Source organism: Mogibacterium timidum ATCC 33093 (assembly GCF_000525775.1).
Taxonomy (GTDB): Bacteria; Bacillota; Clostridia; order Peptostreptococcales; family Anaerovoracaceae; genus Mogibacterium; species Mogibacterium timidum.
Genome location: NZ_JALU01000016.1, coordinates 190,153 through 209,030, shown reverse-complemented (window position 1 = coordinate 209,030; position 18,878 = coordinate 190,153). Strand labels below are relative to the sequence as shown.

The 18,878-nt window shown below is 47.9% G+C and carries 16 protein-coding genes; 3 read left to right on the top strand and 13 right to left on the bottom strand.

Annotation, left to right across the window (positions count from 1 at the left end; genetic code table 11):
- Window positions 1-46 precede the first annotated feature (46 nt).
- The 10 genes from HMPREF0581_RS04620 to fba all read right to left on the bottom strand — a co-directional run bounded on the left by HMPREF0581_RS04620 (window position 47) and on the right by fba (window position 13,467).
- The gene (locus HMPREF0581_RS04620; RefSeq protein WP_036380720.1) at window positions 47-1,639 is read right to left on the bottom strand and encodes a DUF438 domain-containing protein; all 1,593 of its coding nucleotides are present in this window, start codon (window positions 1,637-1,639) and stop codon (window positions 47-49) included.
- 250 nt (window positions 1,640-1,889) lie between these two features.
- Window positions 1,890-4,154: a homoserine O-acetyltransferase MetA gene (gene metA / locus HMPREF0581_RS04615; RefSeq protein WP_036380718.1), complete on the bottom strand. Its 2,265-nt coding sequence runs from the start codon at window positions 4,152-4,154 to the stop codon at window positions 1,890-1,892.
- Window positions 4,155-4,172: 18 nt separating this feature from the next.
- Window positions 4,173-5,159, bottom strand: coding sequence for a 50S ribosomal protein L11 methyltransferase (prmA, locus tag HMPREF0581_RS04610; protein WP_051426935.1), 987 nt, complete (start codon window positions 5,157-5,159; stop codon window positions 4,173-4,175).
- Window positions 5,156-5,980, bottom strand: a complete 825-nt coding sequence (locus HMPREF0581_RS04605) for a deoxyribonuclease IV (protein WP_036380716.1) — start codon at window positions 5,978-5,980, stop codon at window positions 5,156-5,158. Before HMPREF0581_RS04605 ends, prmA begins: the two co-directional genes overlap by 4 nt.
- A gap of 22 nt (window positions 5,981-6,002) precedes the next feature.
- Entirely contained in the window at window positions 6,003-8,648 is a 2,646-nt protein-coding gene (locus HMPREF0581_RS04600) for a translation factor GTPase family protein (protein ID WP_036380714.1), read from the bottom strand.
- Window positions 8,649-8,663: 15 nt separating this feature from the next.
- A complete protein-coding gene (locus HMPREF0581_RS04595; RefSeq protein WP_178978436.1) occupies window positions 8,664-9,671 on the bottom strand; it encodes a serine O-acetyltransferase in 1,008 nt (335 codons plus the stop codon).
- 50 nt (window positions 9,672-9,721) lie between these two features.
- Window positions 9,722-10,204, bottom strand: coding sequence for a zinc-ribbon domain-containing protein (locus HMPREF0581_RS04590; RefSeq protein WP_169731145.1), 483 nt, complete (start codon window positions 10,202-10,204; stop codon window positions 9,722-9,724).
- A gap of 109 nt (window positions 10,205-10,313) precedes the next feature.
- A complete protein-coding gene (locus HMPREF0581_RS04585; RefSeq protein WP_051426934.1) occupies window positions 10,314-11,018 on the bottom strand; it encodes an HAD family hydrolase in 705 nt (234 codons plus the stop codon).
- Window positions 11,018-12,394: a nickel pincer cofactor biosynthesis protein LarC gene (larC, locus tag HMPREF0581_RS04580; RefSeq protein ID WP_036380708.1), complete on the bottom strand. Its 1,377-nt coding sequence runs from the start codon at window positions 12,392-12,394 to the stop codon at window positions 11,018-11,020. The genes HMPREF0581_RS04585 and larC overlap by 1 nt, the downstream gene beginning before the upstream one ends.
- A 131-nt stretch (window positions 12,395-12,525) precedes the next feature.
- Window positions 12,526-13,467: a class II fructose-1,6-bisphosphate aldolase gene (fba, locus tag HMPREF0581_RS04575; RefSeq protein WP_036380707.1), complete on the bottom strand. Its 942-nt coding sequence runs from the start codon at window positions 13,465-13,467 to the stop codon at window positions 12,526-12,528.
- A 156-nt stretch (window positions 13,468-13,623) separates the two neighbouring features.
- On the opposite strand from fba, the gene HMPREF0581_RS04570 reads away from it, so the two are divergent.
- From HMPREF0581_RS04570 to HMPREF0581_RS04560, 3 genes are all read left to right on the top strand, one after another.
- Complete coding sequence (locus HMPREF0581_RS04570) at window positions 13,624-14,226, top strand: hypothetical protein (RefSeq protein ID WP_036380705.1); 603 nt, start codon at window positions 13,624-13,626, stop codon at window positions 14,224-14,226.
- Window positions 14,227-14,302: 76 nt separating this feature from the next.
- Entirely contained in the window at window positions 14,303-14,791 is a 489-nt protein-coding gene (locus tag HMPREF0581_RS04565; protein ID WP_009644373.1) for a hypothetical protein, read from the top strand.
- Window position 14,792: 1 nt separating this feature from the next.
- Window positions 14,793-15,311 (top strand): hypothetical protein, encoded by a 519-nt coding sequence (locus HMPREF0581_RS04560; protein ID WP_036380703.1) that lies wholly within the window; start codon window positions 14,793-14,795, stop codon window positions 15,309-15,311.
- 124 nt (window positions 15,312-15,435) lie between these two features.
- Here the strand turns inward: HMPREF0581_RS04560 and hypB are convergent, their stop codons facing one another.
- The 3 genes from hypB to HMPREF0581_RS04545 are packed head-to-tail and all read right to left on the bottom strand — an operon-like array spanning window position 15,436 to window position 18,876.
- Window positions 15,436-16,104, bottom strand: a complete 669-nt coding sequence (gene hypB / locus HMPREF0581_RS04555) for a hydrogenase nickel incorporation protein HypB (RefSeq protein ID WP_036380701.1) — start codon at window positions 16,102-16,104, stop codon at window positions 15,436-15,438.
- Window position 16,105: 1 nt separating this feature from the next.
- Window positions 16,106-16,456: a hydrogenase maturation nickel metallochaperone HypA gene (locus HMPREF0581_RS04550; RefSeq protein WP_036380699.1), complete on the bottom strand. Its 351-nt coding sequence runs from the start codon at window positions 16,454-16,456 to the stop codon at window positions 16,106-16,108.
- Window positions 16,457-16,464: 8 nt separating this feature from the next.
- Entirely contained in the window at window positions 16,465-18,876 is a 2,412-nt protein-coding gene (locus HMPREF0581_RS04545) for an FAD-dependent oxidoreductase (protein WP_084645345.1), read from the bottom strand.
- Window positions 18,877-18,878: the final 2 nt, after the last annotated feature.

The following is an 18,878-nucleotide window of genomic DNA, read 5'->3' as shown; positions in this document are numbered from 1 at the left end:
TATCTCAAAAACTTCACCTATGCATGTGTAGATTGTATAGAGATTTCTATTTGTTCTGTTCCTTATAGTGCTCCTTGATGTCGTCCATAATCTGTACACATTCCAGCGTTCCCACGTATGCACCTTCCGCGTCGCGAACCGCCCTGTAGCTGACGAGAACTTCGCTTCCGCCCTTGTTCATCCACACCTCAACCTTATCCTGCGCCCCCGATTTGAACGAGGATATAATACTGCGAACCATAGGTTCAATCGTAGGCGGATGGCAGGTGTATACTTCACGATCCAGTGAGCTTATCGGCCTCTTGAACAGCTTCTTCTCCCCGTTGTCGTTATAGAACCTGTTCATATCTACGTGATCGACGAAGGTCAACTCCATCGGTATTGTGTTGAACACTGCCTCAATCTGACGCGGCGTCATGTGGCCTCCTGCAAAAATTATTTCATCGTCATTTGCAGCTGCCTCGCTCTTGCCTTTCTTAGCGGCTCTATGTGTATAGTCCTCTTTAGATGCCTTTTCCCACTCTGCAGGCTTGTCCTTGAGCAGGCAATAATCGTATTCCCTGAGATCGCGTCCTACCTCTTCCCACTCTTCAGCCTTGAAGAACTGAACGCATATTGGGAATAAGATATTTGCCTCCTTAAACAGCATCTCATCGGCTCTCTTAACCACCGCCTTGGATCGTTCAAGCCATTCATCATCGGCAAGAGATCCATTTACGACTTGTCGCAGCTCGTCCCTTATCTCATCATCAACCGTCCACATCACATCGGACGGTCCGGTTACATCGTATCTGCTCTTTAATATAGTGTAGAGGATGTCGCCCTTCTTGGCATAATGGATAGAAACTGCACGCAGCTTATCAAGCTCTGCTGTAATGGCTTCACGGGATGCTCCGTCTCCGAAAAGCCGGTTAATCACAGCAATCTGTTCAGCAATGCCTTCGTTTTCCAGCGTTAGTACATTTAGGGGATGTCCCGGTTCCGCAATCAAATCCTGAACCTTGAACTCAGCCTCCTTGCGGTCAGCTGCTCCGTTCATGCGCCTCTTTGCTGCTTGCTGCGATGCGGACACTGCCTTCTCGGCATTTGCAATCTGTTCCTGTTTGGTTGCGCCGTGGAAGAGTGCAGAATGTACATCGCACAGCTTCTGCACCTCCTGATAAGGAACTCCACTCTTTATGAGGTGTTGCTCAGCATTTGCAATCTCCAGTGCATCGACCTCCTTAAAATTCTCTACAAAATCAGTGCGCACTGCCTCGAGATCCTCGCCCTTAGTCAGCCTCTCTACATAGCTGCGAAGAAGAAGCTCTCGCTCGCTGGCGTTTGCAGGCTTTGCAGCCGCCTCTGTCTGACTTGCTGCGCGCGATTTAACAGCAGCTTCTGTTGACTCTGCATGCTCCGACTCCGGTGCGTTGATAATCTCAAAGCCTTTGTCTTCAAACATCGCGATGACAGACGTCATATCAATGCCCTTAATTTTCGAACCCTTTGGTATGGTCATCACCCTGCCCATTGTATTTAGAGCAACCGGATTCGATATATCCCTAAATCCAAGCGTCACCATGATATCTATTACCTCCGGGAACTCTGTCGCCAAATCGTATACACTCTTCTTCATGTCTAAAATCTTTACAGCCATGCCTAATCTCCTCTCGAAATATTTTTATCTTCTACCGTTCACAGACATCCTGTCTGCGAACTACAATCTATCCGGTAATATTTTACTGTATATACATTATACATTAAACGCCTCTAATCTCCGTAACAGATGTTACAGAATTGAAAGATTTACAAAATACACAAAATAATACAAATGGCAGACACAGCATCTCGCCCGGCTGGCGCAATAATGCACCGTTACCACGCAAGATGCTGCATCTGCCGTATCGTTACGATTTTACTACAAAGGCGTTGTAGATAGCCCTGATTGCCCGTTGATAATCGGATTCCGAAACTCCGACCTGCACGCTGATACGTTCAGGGGCGTGATCGATGAACCTGACGTTGACATGTGCATTTGACAGAGCTTCAAATATCTTCATCGCTACAGAGACTTCTCCGGAGATATTTCTACCGACAACTGCAATTGCAGCAATTCCCGTGGAAATCGTTATCTCGTCAGCATCAGTAGCCTCGTGCAGCTTCTCTGTCAGCTCATCCTCGCAGTTAGCAGTGCTTTCGGACTCAACGATGATCGAAAATGAATCGAGTCCGAGCTGCTCGCCCTCAACAGCTATGCTGAATTCTTCTAATATATGCTGAATCCGTTCTCTGTACCGCGGGTCATCGTTGAGCTTTTCTCGTTCGATTAGAATCGATGTATATCCCTTTTTGCCTGTGATGCTGGAAATCTCGAGGACATTTTCATACGAATCAATATTCTTGACAATCAGAGTTCCCGGCTTGTCCGGTTCAAGAGAGCTCTTGATGCTTATAGGAATTCCGCATTGACTTACCGGCCTTACAGCATCCTCGTGCAGTACCTCAGCGCCTCGAAGCGCAAGCTCTCTCAATTCCTTGTATACTATTACAGGTACGCTGAGCGGATGCTTAACAATCCTTGGATCCGCCATCAGCAGCCCGGGCACGTCGGTCCAGTTCTCATAGAGGTCAGCCTTGGCCGCCGCCGCAACAATTGAACCGGTGATATCTGAGCCGCCCCGCGAGAATGTCACGATCTTACCGGTCTTATCGCTGCCATAGAAGCCGGGTAATACAATTCTATCATGCGACTTGATAAGGGCCTGTAAATTCTGTCTCGTCTCATCTGTCAGAAGCTCACCCGACTCGTCAAACGATATCACGTCTGCCGCATCTACGAACTCGTAGCCTAGCTGCTCTGCCATAAGCTGCGCAGAGAGAAATTCGCCTCGGCTAATCAGATAATCTCGTCTTCTACCATTGCTCTCATACGTTTCTATTATATTGTCGAAGATTTCATCTATATTAATTTGGGAATCTAATTCAAACGCCAATGTCTTGAATCTTGTTCTAGCCAGCTCCACCTTGTCCGCAAATCCGGACTGCCCCTCATGCGCTGAGATCAGCAGATCCGTAACCTTGACCTTCTCCCCGCCGTGAACCCCGGGAGCTGATACAACAACGTATTTGCGAGCTTTGTTTTGACGAACTATCTCAGCTGCGTTCCTGATACGCTCTGCAGTTGCCAGTGAAGATCCTCCGAATTTTGCAACCGTGAGCTCCGACCTATTGCGCAGCACCGGAGCCAGATCCTCATTGTGAATCAGCTTGATATCGTAAGGCGTCGATTGATATACAAAGTAGTTCAGCCAGTTGGAGAACAGCAGGCTGCCGGAAGACCTCCAGCGGACGATCGGCGTCTTGGTATCGTCATCGCCCGGAAAGTAATTTGCGGGCTTCTCCGGGTTGAGACCGGCATCCTTGTCCCTCACGTACTCCTTGAGTAGCGTATTCCAATCATACTCTGTGTGGCCGGTAACGAAAATCTGCCTATCGTTGTCGGACTTCACGCAGAACACTCCCGCAGCTTCGGAGGTGGAAAGGATTGAGATACCGGGCGTGTTCTCGATATCCTCTGCTTTTACTGTAGTGTTTCTGGACTGAGGTACATAAAACTCGTCATCAAAACCGCGGAACAGCATGCTGCGTTTAGTTTTGAGCGTATGCTTGAACACTCCGGACAGCTTCTGCGGAAGCTTGTGCTTCCGGATGCCGTAGTGGTAGTAAAGACCTGCCTGCGCACCCCAGCAGATGTGGAAGGTGCTGTGGACGTGAGTCTTGGACCACTCCATTATCTCGCAGAGCTCGTCCCAATAATCGACCTCTTCAAACTCGAGCAGCTCGATAGGCGCGCCCGTGATAATCATTCCGTCGTAGTATTCGTTTCTGATGTCGTTAAACGTCTTGTAAAAAGCAAGCATATGCTCCTGCGATGTGACATGAGGCTTGTGGGTTGCCGTCTGCAACAGCTCCAGCTCCAGCTGTAACGGCGTATTACTGAGCATGCGGGTTATCTGCGTCTCAGTATCGATCTTGGTAGGCATCAAGTTGAGGAGCAGGATGTGCAGAGGACGCACATCCTGCGTCATAGCTCTAGTATCGGTCATTACGAACACGTTTTCATTGGTCAGCGTCTCTATCGCCGGCAAATTATTAGGTACCTTAATCGGCATTGAAATCTCCTCCTGTCCCTATTTCTTCAGCTGAGCAGCGATGCCGCACCATTCGCCCTGTTCAGCAATCTCTAAGCATTTAAATCCGTTTGCCCTTAGCATCTCCAGCACCTTCTCCTCCTGTGAGATGAGAATGCCCGACATGATGTAGATTCCTCCATCATTGAGATGTTTACGGACGTCTGCAGTGAGGCGAATAACGAGATTGGTAAGAAGGTTGGCTACGACTATGTCAGCCTTGTAGTCCAAGCCTTCCGTCAAATCGCCCTGCTTAATCGTCACATTCCGAACATCGTTAAGCTCCAGGTTTTCGTTTGCCGCCGCTACAGCGTCGTTATCTATATCTATCCCCAGCACATCGCTAGCCCCGAGTCTGCTGGCAATGATAGACAATATGCCGGTACCGCAGCCGACATCGATGACCCTAGCGCCTTTCTCTGTATATGCCAAAAGCAGGTCAGCTGAAAGTGAGGTCGTCTCATGCAGACCGGTTCCAAACGCCATCCCGGGGTTGATGCTAATCACCTCACGGCTCTGCTCGAACTCGTCAGCATACTCGTTCATATCTATCCATGGAGGTGCAACTACAAAGTCACTGCCAATACCGGCCGGCCTTATAAACTCCTTCCACCTGTCTTTCCATTCGTCATCATCGCGGACCTCTGCTATGATATCCAAGCTGCCCAGGTCCACCCCTTCGCCGTACACACCGTTGGAAGCATTGGTACACACAGCAGCTACTGCCCTCTTGACGGAAGCAAACACCTCTTTACTCGCATCCTCGCTGTCAGCCGGTGCATACACTACAATGCTCGGCTCCTTGCCGGATTCCTTATCGAAATCCTCCGGCGCAAGATAGTCCGTCTCGCCGAGCATGTCGCTCATGAAAGCCGCGTCAAGCGGATCATTTACCTCTGCTGTATCAATACCCTCGCATATAAGCGCAGCGAGCGTCGGTTCGATTCCTAACTCTGACACCATAATTGTTATCTCGTAATATTTCATCTCAATTTCTCGATCTCCGCTGCATAGCCGGCCAGGCTGTCCTGCGGTGTTTCAAGTATGCATGGGAGCCCTATCACGTTGGGATTATTCACTACGGTCAGCATCGCCTCGAGCCCTATTTCTCCCTCGCCAATCTTCTCGTGTCTGTCCTTCGCGGCTCCCGTCGGGTTCTTGCTGTCATTGATATGCAACGCCTTCAGCCTATCTATGCCTATAATTCTATCAAACTCGTCAAGCACTCCCGCAAAATCATATTTGACATTGTAGCCGGCATCGCTGACATGGCAGGTGTCCAGGCACACGCCAAGCTTATACTTGAGCTCAACTCCGTCGATAATCGCACGTAATTCTTCAAATTTTCTGCCCACTTCACTACCCTTACCAGCCATAGTCTCAAGAAGAATCACCGTTTGCTGATCCTCCCACATGACCTCGTTAAGAGTGTCCACAATCAGCTGAACACCGGCCTCTACACCCTGTCCAACATGACTTTCAGGATGAAAATTATAGTAATTTCCCGGCAGATATTCCATACGCTTCAGATCATCAGCCATGCAAGTGCGTGCAAATTCTCTGACGCTTTCCTTCGCCGAGCACGGATTAAATGTATATGGAGCATGTGCCACGAGCTTTCCGAATTTATTATCCTCCATCAGCTTGATTAACGCTTGAATATCCGCCTCATCGATGGACTTTGCCTTGCCGCCGCGAGGATTTCTGGTAAAGAAAGCAAAAGTATTTGCACCGATCGATAACGCCGCCTTACCCATAGCCTCAAATCCATCTGATGAAGACAGATGACAGCCTAAATATTTCTCCATCCCTATTCCCTCTTTCCTGTTATCAGCTCTTATTATCCGCTAGAAATTCTCTGATCTCCTTAATCGCGATTTCGATATCCATTATAAACTCTCGAGACGATATTCTGAGCGCCCCGTGGCCAAGTGACATCTCCTGCACCAGTGCGTCAGATGACACAACCGTTACACTTTCACTCTTGCCAAGCTCCTTGGTGAGCTCAGCTATATACGCATCGGCAGTCTCATTCTCTTTGGTATAGATGACCTCCGTCCCATTTTCCGTGTGCGAGCGCACCTCGCTGTAAGGTACACGATATGCGTCGAATACAACAGTCATCCTGCAGCCGAGATAGCCGCGATAATTGGCAAGGATATTTACAAGATGCTCGCGTGCAGCACCGATATCCGTGTGTGCAAGCTCCTTCATGTGTGGCTCGGCATTGATCAGGTTGTACCCGTCGACCACAAAATGCGTATCCGGCGAAGCAACTCTATCGAGTCTGTGAAGCGATTGCTTGCGCTCCTCCATCGCCCGGTATTCGGATTCAGAGGGCTTCGCCTTGCGCTTCTTGCCCTTGTCCTTGTCGATACTTCCGTAAGTTCTTTCAAAAATCGCGAGCAGCTCCGCTTCGCTCGCCAGCTTACGTCCGGCCGACATGGTCCCGGCTCTCACATCGGAGCTTTGCCCCGAACAGTTCTCCGCATCAATATCCCTGAGCATTGCTGGAATATGCATATGCTCCTTCACTTGGTCCCATCTGATGATACGACCTGCGCCGTGGCAGCAGAATACCGAGTCACCTGTCTCAAGCTCATCATGATCCGGATCGTAGGCAATCTGTTTGATGATTTCATCCTGATTGTGACAGGTATCATAGCCTGCGAGAACGCAGCTGATGTGCCCCCTTCCGCCGGTATACGATGTCAGCTTGCGCTGATAATCCAGAAGCACGACTGCCGGAGCTCTGCCCTTTAGAATTGACAGTTCACCATCTACCTGCGGTTCACCGAATGAACCCGCACCGTTCTTGATATCTGTCATAGCCATGCCTATATTTGCACCGGGCAGCTTAATCTCAAATTCAAACCATGGCTCAAGTATTCGGCTTTCCGCCAGCAGCAATCCATTTCTCACAGCCCTGTACGTCGCCTGTCTGAAGTCACCACCCTCGGTATGTTTGACATGGGCACGACCTGCAGCAAGAGTTATATGTATATCTGTAACAGGTGCACCGATCAGTGCACCTCTAAAGCTTCTCTCATCCAGATGTGACAGGATGAGGTTCTGCCAGCTTCTGCTAAGCTCATCCTCCGACACCATACTATCAGTAACGATTCCGCTGCCACGTTCACCGGGGCGCATAATCAAATGAACCTCAGCGTAATGCCTGAGTGGCTCAAAATGTCCGACCCCCTCAACTGCACTGCAGATCGTCTCCTTGTAGATGATACCGCCCGACTCAAAGCGGACTTCATATCCGAACCTGCTCATTATCTGAGCCTGCAATATCTCCTGCTGCACATCTCCCATCAGACGAATGTTGACGCCTCTAACAGAATTAGCACTATCTATGTGCAGCTTAGGATCCTCCTCTTCAAGCTGAAGCATATCCGCAACAAACCTGTTTTGATCTATATCATCTGCCGGGATTATCCTGTAAGTGAGAAACGGTTCAATCACGCCATCGCTCATATCTTGAGCTGCCAGCGAGCCGATGCCCGTGCCTGCCTTCGATGAGCTGATACCTGTTACAGCACAGATTTGTCCTGCCGAAGCAGATTGCACCGGTAAGTATTTCTGCCCTGAATAAATCCTTATCTGATTGATCTTTTCAGTTATCGGTTCTCCGCTATCAGTTATGACTGACACACTGTCCTTGACATGAAGCGTTCCGGTAATCACCTTCACAAAGGATAGTCTCTCATCCCGCTGATCCCTCGCTATCTTATATACAAATGCCCCCGGTTCAGCTGCATCCTCCGAGGAATCCGTGTGGAGTTCCGAATATCCGTATGCATATCCAGCTATTGAATCGAGCAGTCTATCTACCCCGTCCTGATGCAGAGCCGAACCGAACAAGCATGGGTATATACTGCATGCTCTGATTGCGTCCTTGATGCTTTGCTCTGACAGTTCCATATTCTCAAGGTAATAATCCGCAAGCTCCGGCGCATACAGAGTTACCTCATCTATGAAGCCCTCATCTTCGGGAGATGGACTGAAATCAACAAAGCCTTCGCCGAGGGTATCAAACAGGCGTTTTATCTGCTCACCTCTATCCGCGATTGCGAGATCCATCTTGTTGATGAACACAAAGGTCGGAATCTCTCGCGCGCGAAGCAGTCTCCACACTGTCTCCGTGTGACTCTGCGGTCCGTCTACACCGCTTACCACAAGTAACGCATAATCAATGACATCCAGAGCTCGCTCCATCTCAGCCGAAAAATCGTCGTGTCCCGGAGTGTCAAGTATGGTGATATTCACGTCCTTCCAATTTAGTTCTGCCTGCTTGGAAAAAACGGTAATGCCCCTGTTCTTCTCTATTTCGTAATTATCTAAGAACGAGTCGCCCTTGTCGACTCGTCCCAGCTTCCTTATTGCACCGGCGGAATAAAGCATAGCCTCGCTGAGCGTTGTCTTGCCCGCATCCACGTGAGCCAATATTCCAATTGTCAGCTGCTTGCTCATGCTCCCTCCCTTGTTCTAGATGATGTAGAACCACTCATCCTGCTTGCGTTCCTTCTCCTCGCCGGCCATGTGTGTCTGCTTGTCATACATCATTTCAAGCGTCTTAATTGTTACAGTCGTGTGCGGATCCACAGATCTTGTTACAAAAGCATTTCCGCCTATAACCGCCCCTTCTCCGATTACCGTCTTGCCGCCGAGAACCGAAGCTCCTGAATACAGCGTTACGTGATCCTCGATAGTTGGATGCCTCTTGGTACCGTGCAGCTTCTGGCCTTCCTTAGTGGATAGCGCACCGATTGTAACGCCCTGATATACCTTGACGTGCTCTCCGATTATCGAAGTGGACCCGATTACAACCCCCGTCGCGTGATCCATACAGAAATACTTTCCGATAGTCGCACCGGGATGGATATCTACGCCGGTTTTTCTGTGAGCATACTCCGTCATAATTCTAGGAATCAGCGGTACGTCCAGCTCGTGTAGCTCATGAGCCAGCCTGTAAATTGCCGTTGCGTACAGCCCGGGATAAGCGAGCACTATCTCGTCCTTGCTATTTGCGGCCGGATCACCCTCAAACGTGGCGATTATATCTGTATTTAGATACGCTCTAACCTTAGGAATCTGCCTAAAAAAGCTCATCACAATCTGCTTGGCTTCATCCTGCCTAACAGCAATACAAGCATCCTCGAACTCCGGATTGTATATCAGCGCCTTCTCAATCTGCTTGCTCATCATGTACATCACATCCTCGAGAATCACCGAGATTTTCTTCTCAACACTATATGTACGATACGATTGCTCACGATAATACCCGGGAAGCAAGACCATCATCAGCTCACGGATGATTTCTTTAATTGCTCTCTGATCCGGAATTTCAGACATCCTGATCGTATCGATATCGCGATTCAGCTTATAGTCCTCTAGAAGCTGCTCAGCCAATTCGCTCATATCCTTATTAATGTCCTCAAAGCTTCTCTTGTCGACGCTCTGGCAAGGCTCTTGCATCATCAAATCTCTGTCCACTTCGTACTCCTCTCTAGATGACTTTGCATCAATACATTCTCAAATATTCGCTACAGCTCCGCGCCGCAATCCATACAGTACATGGCACCCGGCTGAACCTCCATTCCACACACCGGACAGGCTTCAACCTCGGACTTATCGACCACATCCATGATTGCCAGTTCCACTCCGTCCATGAGCTTCTCCGCTATCCTGTCGGCATAGCTTGATATCTTGAAATTCTGTCTGCTAAATCGCACGCTTTCAGCCGTCTGCTGCAATAGTGAAATTACATCGTCGTAATCCGCACCGCTGCGAAACACCAGTACTATAGCACATGGTGACGGTCTCTTGACAACAAGGGCTATCATATGAAGCTTCTCATAATACAGCACGGTATATAGCTGCTGATTGGAATTAATCCTAGCCCCATCGATCGGCACGCCTTGCACATCAAATGCAACCATATAATCGCCGACGAAGCTAAAGGCGCTCACCTTCTGAATCTTCCTTTTGATGACGAGGATGCACTCTCCACTACATTGTACCTTCATAGCTCCCACGATTTCCTCCATTATATGCCTATAGCTCTTCCTGCTTTTAATGATTCAGCAGCAGACTCACGCCTCATGAAGCGGCAGCCTGCTGCTCCGAGCTGCAACGCTATCCTAATATCGCAGCTACCAGCTCATCCATATCAGAGCAAATATGTTCTGCGCCTGCCTGTTCCAGAAAATCCCTGTTTCTAAAGCCCCAGTCTACGCTTATACAAGGTATTCCGGCATTTTGTGCTGTCTCTATATCCACTTCTGTGTCACCGATATAGACCGCATCATCCCGTGAGAGCCCCATCAGTTCAAGTATCCTGAGCGTCGCATCCGGATTTGGTTTGCGCCTGATTCTGTCATCCACTCCCTGCACGAATTCGAACTCTCCCGGGAAATATCTCTCAGCTAATATCACTGCCGCCTCATGCATCTTGTTAGATACGACAGCAGTGCTAATTCCGGCAATCTGAAGCCGCCTGACCGCGGTCGATATACCCTCAAACGGCTTCGTCAGGATATCACAGTGCGCCGGATACCACGCTTCAAAGGAAGCAATGACATTTGCCAGCTCTGACTCGTCACCTTGATATGTTGCTTCCGCCCCTATAGCGTCAATCTCTGCAGCTGTAAGTCCTGCTTCAGCTGCGAGAGCCCTGGCCACAGCTACCCTGACACCGCTTCCAAAAAATCTACAGGTGTCGGCAGCAGTATAATCACACCGATGACCGTTGACCTCAAGTGCGTGATTAATGCTGTCCTTTAAGTCAGCGATAGTATCCAAAATGGTTCCGTCCATGTCAAAAATTGCAGCCTTATACATTATTTCCCTAACTTCCCTAAGCCCTTCTCAAACGCTGCACGCACCGACTTCATCGAGACGCCGAGCTCTGCAGCCTTCTCTCTCATGCTCTCATACTCCGGATATGTGTACTCGCAGCCACCTGCTGTGCACACCTTCTTGGCCTCAATTGGACCAAGTTCTGTATTAACAGCAACCTTTGATCTCACGAGCTCTTCACGCTGCACCGGATAGTATCTGATGCCTATGGTTGTAGTCTCCTCGAATATTATTTCAGAGAGCCCGGACCTGTCCCCGGTCCTGCATATGACCTCCAGCCTGTACGCCGGTCTGTTCTTCTTCATAAAAATGGGCGCATACGACACGTCGAGAGCCCCTGCTCTCATGAGTTTCTCCATCACATACCCGAGCTCTTCACCGGTCGAATCATCGATGTTGGAATTTATGACCATTATGTCGTTGTTATGTGCTGCGCCGCCGGCTTCCATCACCTCGCCGAGGATGACTCTGAGCGTGTTAGGACCACCTATTTCACGGCTGCCGACACCGACTCCGATTTCTGAAATATTCATCTCCGGCATCAGCCCGTATTGCTCCGCAAAGGTGGAGATAATTGCCGCACCAGTCGGAGTAACAAGCTCGGTAGGAATATCAATCTGCTTAAACCTAACCTGCTCACTTTTGTAGATTGCAGATGTTGCCGGCACAGGAACGCTCAGCACACCGTGTGCACATCTGATAGTACCGTGACCATCTGAAACGACACTGGAAATCACATGGTTAGGCTGAATGTAGTCCATCAGAATAGCGACGCTTATGATATCCACAATGGAATCGAGAGCGCCGACCTCGTGGAAATGCACTTCATCTATAGGCCTGCCATGCACCGTTGCCTCCGCAGCAGCAACCTTGTGGAACATGGAATTTGCAAGCTGCTTAGCTCCATCCGTGATACCGCTCTGTTCGATTATCAGCCTTATATCACCATACGTCCTGTGCTCGTGTTCGTGGTGATGTCCGTGATCATGAATGTGGTCATGGTGATGTTCGTGATCATGCGAATGGCGGTGATGTTCATGATGTTCTTCGTGTTCATGAATGTGAGGATGCTCATGATCATGGTCATGATGCACCTGACTGCGATCATGCGGTCTCATTCCCATCATCTCATCCGGTAGTGCATCGACAGGAGTGTTGGTGCCTGTCTTGAGCACCTCCACATAAGTGCCGTTTATCCCATATGAATCACGCTTAACAACCTTGAGATCATATCCTCGGACTCCAAGCTTATCGAGCTCTGTTCTCAGGTACTGTTCTCCATCACACACTTCTAGAAGTGCTCCGATAGTCATATTGCCGCTGATGCCATTCGCGCAATCAAAATAAAGTGTCTTCATGTATACCTCTTGATGTTATATTGAATATTATATATTTAATTTAATGCAACAAAAATGTCTACCTCTATAATAATAGAGCATTGCGCCGGGCGCAATGCTCTAAATCTCACCACATTAAAGTTTTGCTCAAATTACAGTGCCTTTCCTGCACAGCCGAGAACATCTACGAGCTTATGTCTAACCAGTTCCTTGATATTAGCCCTAGCCGGCTTTAAATACTGTCTGGGGTCGAACTCCGACGGGAACTCCACCAGATGCTTTCTAACGGAACCCGTCATCGCCAACCTGAGATCCGAATCGATGTTGATTTTGCACACTGCGGAGCGTGCAGCCTCTCTGAGTTGATCCTCCGGAACGCCAAGCGCATCCTTCATAGCGCCACCATATGTGTTAATCATCCGGACGAATTCCTGTGGAACAGAGGATGCCCCATGAAGCACTATCGGGAATCCCGGCAGCTTCTTCTCGCATTCGTGAAGAACATCAAAGCGAAGCTGTGGCTTAGTACCCGGTTTGAATTTGAAAGCGCCGTGACTGGTTCCGATTGCAATTGCAAGCGAATCACAGCCGGTTCTGCGTACAAATTCCTCAACCTCTTCAGGACGCGTATACGACGAGTCCTCAGACGAAACATTTACGTCATCCTCTATGCCAGCCAGAGTGCCGAGCTCTGCTTCAACTACAACGCCATACTTGTGAGCATAATCTACAACCTGCTTGGTAATCTCTATGTTCTCCTCAAAATGCTTCGAAGAAGCATCAATCATAACCGAAGTAAAACCGCCGTCTATGCAAGACTTACAAGTCTCAAAATCAGGACCGTGATCGAGGTGCAGAGAAATCGGGATATCCGGGCAATCCAGAACTGCTGCCTCAACCAGCTTCATCAGGTAGGTGTGGCTGGCATAAGCGCGCGCCCCCTTTGATACCTGCAGGATTACAGGAGCATTTTCCTCCCTGCAAGCCTCAGTGATTCCCTGAACGATTTCCATATTATTGACATTGAAAGCTCCGATAGCATAGCCTCCATCATATGCCTTCTTAAACATTTCTGTAGTAGTTACTAGAGCCATTGCTAACCTTCCTTTCTCCGGATCTCATACCTAACATCCGTAGACAATATAGTTGCTTAATATTATAACATACGAATTTAGTATTAAAAACTAGTACAGCAAACTAAAGTATGATAGAATGATTTGAAAATTTTTTTATTCAAGAAAGGATTCGGTATGACAGAACAGAGTATTGCTAAAAAAGGTATCCTTCTCGATACTATACTAATCATTGCTACGATTATCGCCTTTGCTGTAATTAGAATTACTAATAGAACACTTGTTACAGGATCGTATTCAGGCAACTACATGGCGGCCTATAACACGCAGAGATTCACTTTCATCGCGCTTATAGTCGTATCAATCGCTGTTATGATAGGTGCGATTATCCTGCTCATCAAAAGTAGCAAAAAGTCGACAGGCTTTGTCCTTTTAATTATATCTGCCATTGTTACATTAGTGCTTGCATTCCTCGGACTTGTGCTCGGCATCATTACATGGATTCTCTGCGGTGTATCAATCAGTCAGCTCAGAAAGCTTCAGGGCGAGAGCGAGTTCGAGAGCAGCGTTGAGAGCAACCTTGATTTCGGCGCAGTTGCAGACCTCAAGAAGGCTGCCGCAGCAAAGACTGCAGAAACTGCTGAGACCGCAGAAGCGTCTGCTGCAACTGAAAGTACTGCAACCGCTAACGCTGAAACTGTTGTAGATGTTGATTACGAGGTTAAGACGGAAGCTCCTGATGCATCCGTTCAGAACGAAACTCCCGGCACCGAAGCGTAAATAACATCAAACACACAAATACAAATGTATGGGGCAGCGCAAGCTGCCTTATTTCACAGATTAAGACACGACACCCATGAATAACATTGAAACAAAATACTATTCCAAACATGAACAGACAAGATCAATACGGCGTTATGTCTACACTTATATAGGTTTCGCCATCACGCGTACAATCCTGTATATCGTATTTGCACTTACTATAAGCGACGATTTATCACTCAACGACGCTTATTTCTACTACTCGGATATCTCCGTGCTATTTAAACTGGTTATATTTGGAATTCTCTACCTTATATTGTTTATAGCATCGATATCACTTCTTGCCGGCTGCACGCACTATATCTCAGATATGGATGAAGACTCCGACATCAAAAAGCGCTGGGGGCTATATCTGTTTCCGATGATCCTCGATGTAATTGCCGGACTGATTTTTGCAAGTGTAACCCTGCTGCAAGTCACAGCGTCCATCGTCGGTATTATAATTTGCCTGGCAGAGATAGGAATGTTTGTGTGGCTTCTCCGCACATCTGCTGCTGACAATACTCGTAAAGGAGATCATTAATATGGAAGAAATACATGGAGCGGTAAACATCAAAGCTCCTGTGGAAGTCGTTCAGGTAGCTCTTAAAGGGCTTCTCGGCTACAAGGGAATTGAGACACCCGAGAGTTATTCGTTTGACCGATACAGGATTAAACAGTTCACGAAGACGCCGGAAGGAAAGAATCTTTCCAATCTGTTGATCAATTTTAAGACGCTTGAGCTGGATCTCGCATCCACCTCAAGTGAAACTACAGAGCTAAACTACAAATTTGAGACGCGAGGCTTGAAATCGCCTATCCCGATTATGCTGCTCGCAGAGAGTGCTATCCTATTAGTGATCGGAATAATCGTGCAGCTTATGACACCGATATTTGCAATATCAGTGATTTCCTACGTATTTGCGATACTGCTCGCAGTACTGGTGTTTGCTGTGTTCGTTCCTTCCGGCGGAAAGCTCGAAAAGAATCTACACAAGATGTTCCTGCCCAGACTCGACAAGTATATAGACATTGTGAAGGATCATTTGAATGAACAACCGTAATCGTGTGCTTTAACCCGTGTATATTTATAACAAATAAGCAGCGACTCAAGACTTATAGAAACTGTTTCAAGCTTTAAGTTGCTGCTCTTTTTATTCCAAATCCCGTTTCGGCGCTGTGATTCAACTAGCGATTCCACACCTCAACTTCTCCCTTTAGCCACTCCTCGAGCTCAGCGAAGCCTTCTCCGGTCGCAGCTGATACCGTAAAAATCTTGATGTCCGGATTTCTCATCAAGGCATATTCCTTGACTTTTTCCATATCGAAGTCAAAGTAGGGAAGCACATCCACCTTGTTTATTACGAGAGCCTTGCATACTTCATACATGAGAGGATATTTGAGCGGCTTATCGTGCCCTTCGGGTACTGAAAGAATGGACATGTTGAATACTGCACCAGTATCAAATTCAGCAGGACACACCAGGTTACCGACATTCTCGAGCACCAACAGATCAAACTGCTCCGATTCAATCTCATCCAATCCCTGTTCTGTCATTCCCGCATCGAGATGGCACATACCGCCTGTGTGAATCTGAATAGACCTTGCTCCGGCCTCGGCAATTGCCTCAGCGTCAACAGTCGAATCGATATCCGCCTCCATGACACCTATGCTGAGCTCACCACTCATGTCCTTGATTAGCCTGCGCAGAGTCGTCGTCTTGCCTGCTCCGGGCGATGACATGAGGTTGATCAAGCAGGTTTTCTGATCCTTGAGCTTATTTCTGATCCTGTCAGCCTCTCTGTCGTTGTTCGCAAAAACGCTTTCCTTTACCTCAATTACTCTAACCTTGTCCATCTCACACCTCCGGTACTTCTATCTCCTTAATCAAGAACTCATTGCCACGTATCAAATACGTACGACCACTACCGCAGCACGGGCAAGCTCTGCCGAATTCGACCGTCCCATACTCCTTGCCACAAGCTTCACAGTAAGTTACAGCCGGGATAGTCTCGATGCAAAGCTCGCAGTTTTTAAGAAAATCATGCTTGACAGCCGCCCATTTCCAGCAATCTTGCAGATATGAGGGAATAACGGTTGATACTTCACCAAGCTCGACCACAACCTTAGATATGTCCTGTACATCGTTATCAGCAGCCACCGCTTTGAGCTCATCGATCATATGGAATACTACTCCTAATTCATGCATGCTGTAGTCTAACCTTTCTTGCCTGAAAATTTCACACGTATAGCCTGTTTAGCTGCATATGGTAAGATGTGTTTCATCTTTTCTTCGCTTGGAGTCATCTTGGAGCACTCCGGATGTTCGCGGTGAATAGCGATAGCATCAAATGCACATTTTGTAGTGCATACGCCGCATCCGATACACTTGTTCTCATCCACAAACGAGGCTCCGCACGATAGACAGCGAGCTGTCTCCCTCTGTACCTGCTCTCTTGTAAATGCAATCCTTTCATCCTTGAACGTCTTTGACAATGCTTGGTTATATCCTATTCTCTGCCTTGGCGTATTGTCAAAGGTCTCCTCATTCACCTTCATATTCTTCTTATCGAACTCTATAAACTCTCTGCGATTGCGTCCGAGGGTTAAACTGGAGTGTGGTTGGACAAATCTGTGAAGCGATACGGCACCTTCCTTGCCCGCAGCAATTGCATCGATGGCAAATTTCTGGCCTGTGTAAACATCGCCCCCGACAAATATATCCGGTTCCGCCGTCTGATAAGTTACAGGATCCGCCTTAGCCGTTCCATTCACGTTAAACTCGACCTTTGTTCCTTCCAGCAGCTGCTTCCAGTCAACCTTCTGGCCTATGCAGTACAGTACTGTAGTACATTCCACATCTGCAGTTACTTCGTCGTCGAATATTGGGGCAAATCTTCCATCGTCATCTCTAACACTTAGGCATTTTCTAAAGGATATTCCTGCACATGCACCATCATGTTTCGACACAGAGACAGGCCCCCATCCGCCGTGGATATTCACTCCATCGCGTTCACATTCGCCTCTGTCCTCTACACCACAAGGCATATCTTCATATGCTTCCAGCGAATACATGTCTACCGATTCAGCGCCCAATCTAACAGCTGTTCTGGCAACATCACATGCAATATTGCCACCTCCGATTACGACCACCTTGCCACTGAGTTTAACGTCCTCTCCTACATTAACCTTGCGCATAAAGTCGATACCCGCCATGACACTATTTGCGTCTGAACCCGGAATCTCAAGACTTCCTCCAGACTGTAATCCTATTGCAACATAGAAGCCCTTGTACCCCTGCTCTCTGAGTTCAGAAACAGTTACATCCTTGCCCACTTCTATCCCGCATCTGAATTCGACACCGAGCTCATGCAGTACATTGATCTCTGCTTCTATTACGTCCTTCTCCAGCCTGAAGCTTGGAATTCCGTTCATGAGCATACCGCCGGTTCTGTGTTCTTTCTCGAACACCGTCGGCTTATATCCTTTGACTGCCAGATAGTACGCACAGCTGAGTCCGGCCGGACCGCCACCTATAATTGCAATTTTTTCTTCAAATTCTCCTCGAACCTTTGGGATGACCTTGCTTGGGACGAATCTCGTCTCGCTGTCCAAATCCTGCTGAGCTATGAAGCGCTTTACCTCATCAATCGCTACAGCTTGATCAACAGTACCTCTGGTACATGCGTCTTCACATCTCCTGTTGCAAATTCTGCCGCAAACTGCAGGGAAAGGATTGTCCCTCTTAATCAACTCAAGAGCTTCAGTATACTTTCCTTGAGCCGCCAGCTTCAAATAACCCTGAACAGCTATGTGTGCAGGACATGCGGTCTTACATGGTGACGTTCCTGTATCATAACAATTAATTCGATTATTGTCCTTATAATCAAGATCCCATTTTTCTCTGCCCCATTTTTCCAGAGATGGCAAAGACGACTTGGGATACTGCACGTCGGTACCATCCGCCTTACATAGCTTCTGTCCGAGCTTAACAGCTCCTGCGGGGCAATGCTCAACGCAGCGTCCGCATGCAACACACTTATCTTTCTCCACTCTTGCAACGTATGCAGAACGTGACATATTAGGGGTATTGAAGAGCAAAGATGTACGGAGTGCATAACATACATTTACGTTACAGTTACATATAGCGAAAATCTTCTGATCACCGTCTATATTTGTAATCTGGTGTACGAACCCGTTGTCTTCCGCCTTCTTAAATATAGCAAGTGCTTCTTCCTTAGTTATGTAGCGTCCGCCCTTCTTGGTCTCTACTACGTAATCAGCCATATCTCCGACAGCTATACACCAATCATTAAAATCATCAGCACAGCCTTCATCGTAAGTGCGATTAGACTTACGACATGAACAAGGACTCGCTGCATACTTCCCTTCGTATTTTTTCAGCCAGTGCGAAATGTGCTCTACCGATACAGATTTCTCCTCCACAGATATTGCCTGCTCTACGGGGATTACGTGCATCCCTATACCCGCTCCGCCCGGAGGTACAATCTTGGTAACATTTTCAAGCGGCAGGAATGTCATCCTTTCGAACAGCCTGCCGAGCTCCGGATGCTCTGCCATATTGGTTTCATGCATTGCTGCAAATTCGCCAATTCCCGGCACAAACATAG

Excerpts from the sequence above, each read along its gene's own strand:
- prmA (WP_051426935.1), bottom strand. The coding sequence starts at position 5,159 with ATGAAATATTACGAGATAACAATTATGGTGTCAGAGTTAGGAATCGAA.
- HMPREF0581_RS04620 (WP_036380720.1), bottom strand. The coding sequence starts at position 1,639 with ATGGCTGTAAAGATTTTAGACATGAAGAAGAGTGTATACGATTTGGCG.
- HMPREF0581_RS04585 (WP_051426934.1), bottom strand. The coding sequence starts at position 11,018 with ATGTATAAGGCTGCAATTTTTGACATGGACGGAACCATTTTGGATACT.
- HMPREF0581_RS04545 (WP_084645345.1), bottom strand. The coding sequence starts at position 18,876 with ATGTTTGTGCCGGGAATTGGCGAATTTGCAGCAATGCATGAAACCAAT.
- HMPREF0581_RS04560 (WP_036380703.1), top strand. The coding sequence starts at position 14,793 with ATGGAAGAAATACATGGAGCGGTAAACATCAAAGCTCCTGTGGAAGTC.
- HMPREF0581_RS04550 (WP_036380699.1), bottom strand. The coding sequence starts at position 16,456 with ATGCATGAATTAGGAGTAGTATTCCATATGATCGATGAGCTCAAAGCG.
- metA (WP_036380718.1), bottom strand. The coding sequence starts at position 4,154 with ATGCCGATTAAGGTACCTAATAATTTGCCGGCGATAGAGACGCTGACC.
- larC (WP_036380708.1), bottom strand. The coding sequence starts at position 12,394 with ATGAAGACACTTTATTTTGATTGCGCGAATGGCATCAGCGGCAATATG.
- HMPREF0581_RS04570 (WP_036380705.1), top strand. The coding sequence starts at position 13,624 with ATGACAGAACAGAGTATTGCTAAAAAAGGTATCCTTCTCGATACTATA.
- fba (WP_036380707.1), bottom strand. The coding sequence starts at position 13,467 with ATGGCTCTAGTAACTACTACAGAAATGTTTAAGAAGGCATATGATGGA.
- HMPREF0581_RS04600 (WP_036380714.1), bottom strand. The coding sequence starts at position 8,648 with ATGAGCAAGCAGCTGACAATTGGAATATTGGCTCACGTGGATGCGGGC.
- HMPREF0581_RS04605 (WP_036380716.1), bottom strand. The coding sequence starts at position 5,980 with ATGGAGAAATATTTAGGCTGTCATCTGTCTTCATCAGATGGATTTGAG.
- HMPREF0581_RS04590 (WP_169731145.1), bottom strand. The coding sequence starts at position 10,204 with ATGAAGGTACAATGTAGTGGAGAGTGCATCCTCGTCATCAAAAGGAAG.
- HMPREF0581_RS04565 (WP_009644373.1), top strand. The coding sequence starts at position 14,303 with ATGAATAACATTGAAACAAAATACTATTCCAAACATGAACAGACAAGA.
- hypB (WP_036380701.1), bottom strand. The coding sequence starts at position 16,104 with ATGGACAAGGTTAGAGTAATTGAGGTAAAGGAAAGCGTTTTTGCGAAC.